4 protein-coding genes are annotated in these 4,425 nt (G+C 34.7%); 3 read left to right on the plus strand and 1 reads right to left on the minus strand.

What is annotated here, in order from left to right; all coding sequences use genetic code 11:
• Positions 1–35 precede the first annotated feature (35 nt).
• Positions 36–1,952 (minus strand): molecular chaperone HtpG, encoded by a 1,917-nt coding sequence (gene htpG / locus A3SG_RS0117575; RefSeq protein ID WP_016991308.1) that lies wholly within the window; start codon positions 1,950–1,952, stop codon positions 36–38.
• A 180-nt stretch (positions 1,953–2,132) separates the two neighbouring features.
• Here htpG and A3SG_RS0117585 point away from each other — a divergent pair, with 180 nt between their 5' ends.
• The 3 genes from A3SG_RS0117585 (at position 2,133) to A3SG_RS0117595 (ending at position 4,419) form a co-directional block, all read left to right on the plus strand.
• Entirely contained in the window at positions 2,133–2,609 is a 477-nt protein-coding gene (locus A3SG_RS0117585; RefSeq protein WP_016991310.1) for a lipocalin family protein, read from the plus strand.
• A gap of 20 nt (positions 2,610–2,629) precedes the next feature.
• Complete coding sequence (locus tag A3SG_RS0117590) at positions 2,630–3,325, plus strand: OmpA family protein (protein ID WP_016991311.1); 696 nt, start codon at positions 2,630–2,632, stop codon at positions 3,323–3,325.
• Positions 3,326–3,468: 143 nt separating this feature from the next.
• The gene (locus A3SG_RS0117595; protein ID WP_016991312.1) at positions 3,469–4,419 is read left to right on the plus strand and encodes an ABC transporter ATP-binding protein; all 951 of its coding nucleotides are present in this window, start codon (positions 3,469–3,471) and stop codon (positions 4,417–4,419) included.
• The last annotated feature ends 6 nt before the right edge of the window (positions 4,420–4,425 follow it).

Below are 4,425 nucleotides of genomic sequence, written 5' to 3' on the forward strand. Positions count from 1 at the left end.
TGTTGGACAGCTTTTAGTGTAGTATTATACTTGTACTATTTAATCATTTCGAAACTTCTCTTTACAAAAGCAGTTAATGATTCTCCTGTAAGTAAGTTTTGAGATAGTTTAGCTAAGTCAAGCGCTTGCTTTATCAGGTGTTCTTGGCTGGATTTATCTGCAGTATTTAGAATAGTAGTTGCTAATGGTGAATTAGTGTTCACTACTAGATTATACATGTCAGGCATGTTTCCCATTCCAAACATTCCACCGCCGCCGCCGGATTGATTCATTTCTTTCATTCGACGCATGAATTCAGGCTGCGTGATGATAAATGGAGCTGCTAGGCTGTCCATAGCTTCGAGTTGTACACTATAGGTTTGTTTTGGAACAATAGTTTCTAAAACTGTTTTTAAACCTTCCTGCTCTTCTTCAGATAATTTAGAAATCGTGTTTTCCTCTTTCTTGATTAAATTATCGATATGATCTGAATCTACACGTACAAAAGTTAATTCTTTATTGTCTCCTTCAATTTTTTGAATCAAGTGAGAAATAATTGGAGAGTCTAATAATAGAACTTCATATCCTTTTTCTTGTGCGATTTCGATGTAAGAGTGCTGAGCATCCTTATTACCGGCGTATAAAACAACTAGTTTTCCGTCTTTATCTGTTTGCTTGTCTTTTAGATTTTCCTTTAATTCCTCTAGTGTATAGTATTTGTTATCAACGGTAGGGTATAAAACGAAAGCCGCTGATTTTTCATAAAACTTGTCTTCAGAAAGCATTCCGTATTCTAAAACGATTTTGATATCGTTCCATTTTTTCTCAAAATCTTCACGGTTTTCTGTGAATAATGATTTCAATTTATCGGCCACTTTACGAGTGATATAGTTCGAAATTTTCTTTACTGCAGCGTCTGCTTGCAATCCAGAACGCGATACATTCAATGGAATATCTGGTGAATCGATAACTCCTTTTAGCATTGTTAAAAACTCAGGAACAATTCCTTCTACGTTATCAGTTACATAAACCTGATTTTGGTACAATTGAATTTTATCTTTCTGAATTTGTAAGTCAGAACCTAATTTTGGGAAGTATAAAATTCCAGTTAGGTTAAATGGATAATCAACATTAAGGTGAATATGAAATAAAGGCTCTTCAAACTGCATTGGATACAATTCATGATAGAAGTTTTTATAATCCTCATCCGATAATTCAGTTGGTAATTTTGTCCAAGCTGGATTTGGGTTGTTGATGATGTTATCTACCTCAACGCTTTTGTATGTTTCTTCTTTATCTTCTGTATCAACAGATTCTCCCTTCTTTTGTTCAATTTTCTCCGTTTTTGTTCCAAATTTAATTGGAATAGGCATGAACTTGTTGTATTTGTTTAAAAGCTGCGTGATTTTAGCTTCTTCCAGAAATTCTAGAGAATCTTCGGCGATATGCAGAATGATCTCCGTTCCTCTGGTCGTTTTGTCAGCAGGCTCTAAGGTGAACTCAGGGCTTCCGTCGCATGTCCAATGGGCAGCAGGCTCATCTTTATATGATTTAGTGATGATCTCCACTTTTGCAGCGACCATGAAGGCAGAATAAAAACCAAGACCAAAATGACCAATGATACCAGAATCTTTGGCAGAGTCTTTCTCTGAATCTTTGTATTTTTCTAAAAATTCTTCAGCACCGGAAAAAGCAAGTTGGTTGATGTATTTCTCCACTTCAGCTGCAGTCATACCAATGCCTTGATCGATAAAGTGAAGTTTTTTTCCTTCTTTGTCGATTTTCACTTCGATAATTGGGTTACCGTATTCTACTTTGGCTTCGCCAATATTAGTTAGGTGCTTTAATTTTAACGTTGCATCAGTCCCATTCGAAATCAATTCACGTAAAAAAATCTCGTGGTCACTATATAGGAACTTCTTTATTAAAGGGAAGATGTTTTCTACCGAAACATTAATTTTTCCTGTTGTCATATTTAAAATTTTTAAAGAGTTTTACAATCTTTTTACGTACTTTCAAATAGAATACCAATTCAGATGAAAGTGACAAATTGGCGTAACTGTTAATTTTGAAACAAAATAACTTAATTTTGAAAGTGTTAAAATTACTTACAATCGTATCTTTGTTTAAGTTTAATCGTAAAACCAAATAAAATGAAAAAAATATTATTTTTAACAGCATTAGCCTTAGTGTTATTTTCGTGCAAGTCAAATTCAATTACAAATTCAAAATTAGATAAGGGAGCTCAAGTAGCGATGAAAGGAAACTGGGTAATTAGTTCTGTTTCTTATCCTGGCTCAGAGTATATCAAAGTGAACTCTTTTCAAATCGCAGACTCGCAGTGTTTTGTGGGTAGTAATTGGAAGTTTGTTTCTAATAATAACAAAGGTAACATCGCTTTGACAAAAGCGGATTGCGCTCCATTTAGCTCACCAATTACTTGGTTTGTAAATCGAGACGGTCAGTTCGTTTTGAAAGTTTTGAATGCTGATATTAAAGCAAAAAAAGTAAGAGAGGGTTACGTTTTGAACGTTGCAAATCAAACTGAAACTTCATTTCAATTGGTAGACAAAGGAGATGTTGGAGGTAAATCAATCGATGTTGTTTACCAATTTCAAAAAGTAAACTAATTAATAAAAAAAAAACAATTATGAAAAAGATTTCTATAGTAACATTGGCTTTATTTATGGCAATGGGAACGTTATTTACGAGTTGTGAAGCGTTAAAAAACACAAATAATAAGCAAAGAGGAGCAGGAATTGGAGCAGCTAGTGGCGCAATAATCGGAGGTATTTTAGGTAATAATTTAGGCAAAGGTGGTAAGGGAGCAATGGGTGCTGTCCTTGGTGGTGTCGTTGGTGGAGTTGCCGGTGGAGTGATTGGTAATAAAATGGACAAACAAGCAAGACAAATTGATGAGGCTATACCGGGAGCCGAAGTGAAAAGAGTAGGAGAAGGTATTCAATTGGTATTAAACGAAAATGCGGTACGTTTTGACACTAATAAATCGAGTCTTACTGCAGCGGCAAAAGCGAACCTAGATAAATTAGTTCCTGTTTTTACGGAATATCCTGACACTGATATTACGATCTTTGGATATACTGATATTACAGGTCCTGCAGATTATAATTTAAAGCTTTCTAAACAGAGAGCGGCATCAGTTAGAAATTACATAGTAGGTAAAGGAATAGGTTCAGCTAGATTTCATGTAACTGGTTTAGGTATTGCTGATCCTATCGCATCAAATGAGACGGTAGAAGGAAGAAGTCAAAACCGTCGTGTTGAGTTTGCTATCACAGCAAATGATAAAATGCGTGAAGATGCTAAGGTAGAAGCAGGAAACTAAAATAGGATTCTTTCTAAATGCATAGAAGGTCGTTTCGTTTTTATAACGAGACGGCTTTCTTTTTTACATAAATTTCACTTTCATTAAATTCTTTTTGCCAAAGAAATCTATCTTTGCAGTTATAAAATTTCATTACCATAAAAATGCTTCAAGTTCAAAACATCACATTCGGCTACACTGAAAAAACCGTCCTAAATAATATTAATTTCACTATTGAAAAAGGGCAGAATATTGCCATAATTGGTGAGAGCGGTTGCGGAAAAAGCACGCTGTTAAAACTAATTTACGGTTTACATGATTTACAGGAAGGTCACATTTTCTGGAAAGAAACGGAAGTGTTAGGACCAAAATACAATTTAGTGCCGGGAATGCCTTTTATTAAATATTTATCTCAGGATTTTGACTTGATGCCGTACACAACAGTCGCTGAAAATGTGGGTAAATTTCTTTCTAATGTATTTCCAGAAAGAAAAAAAGAACGCATAAACGAATTATTGGAAATCGTTGAGATGACTGAATTTGCGGATGTGAAAACAAAATATTTAAGCGGAGGACAACAACAGCGTGTTGCTTTAGCTCGGGTTCTCGCTTTAGAACCTGAAATATTATTACTGGATGAACCTTTTAGTCATATTGATAATTTTAGAAAAAATGCGCTCCGCAGAAATTTGTTTGCTTATTTGAAATCAAATGAAGTAACCTGCCTTGTTGCTACACATGACAGTACGGACGCTCTTTCTTTCGCTGATGAGACTATTGTCCTGCAACAGGGAGAACTGGTTGATAAAGCAGATTCCTATAATTTATATAATAATCCTATTAATAAATATGTGGCTTCTCTCTTTGGAGAAGTGAATGAGTTAAAAGCATCCAATTTAATTTCTTTGGAAGAAGGAGAAGAGGACGAAATACTTTTATTATATCCGCATCAGTTAACGGTGGTAGACAACGGAATGTTGTTAGCCGTGGTGAAACAGTCTTACTTTAAAGGAAGTCATTATTTAATAAAAGCTGTTTTTGACAGAAAAGTAATTTTCTTTGAGCATGATGTTCCATTAGAATTGAATGAAGAAGTCACCTTGATGATAGCATAAAAAAAC

The organism is Flavobacterium sp. ACAM 123 (assembly GCF_000264055.1).
Taxonomy (GTDB): Bacteria; Bacteroidota; Bacteroidia; order Flavobacteriales; family Flavobacteriaceae; genus Flavobacterium.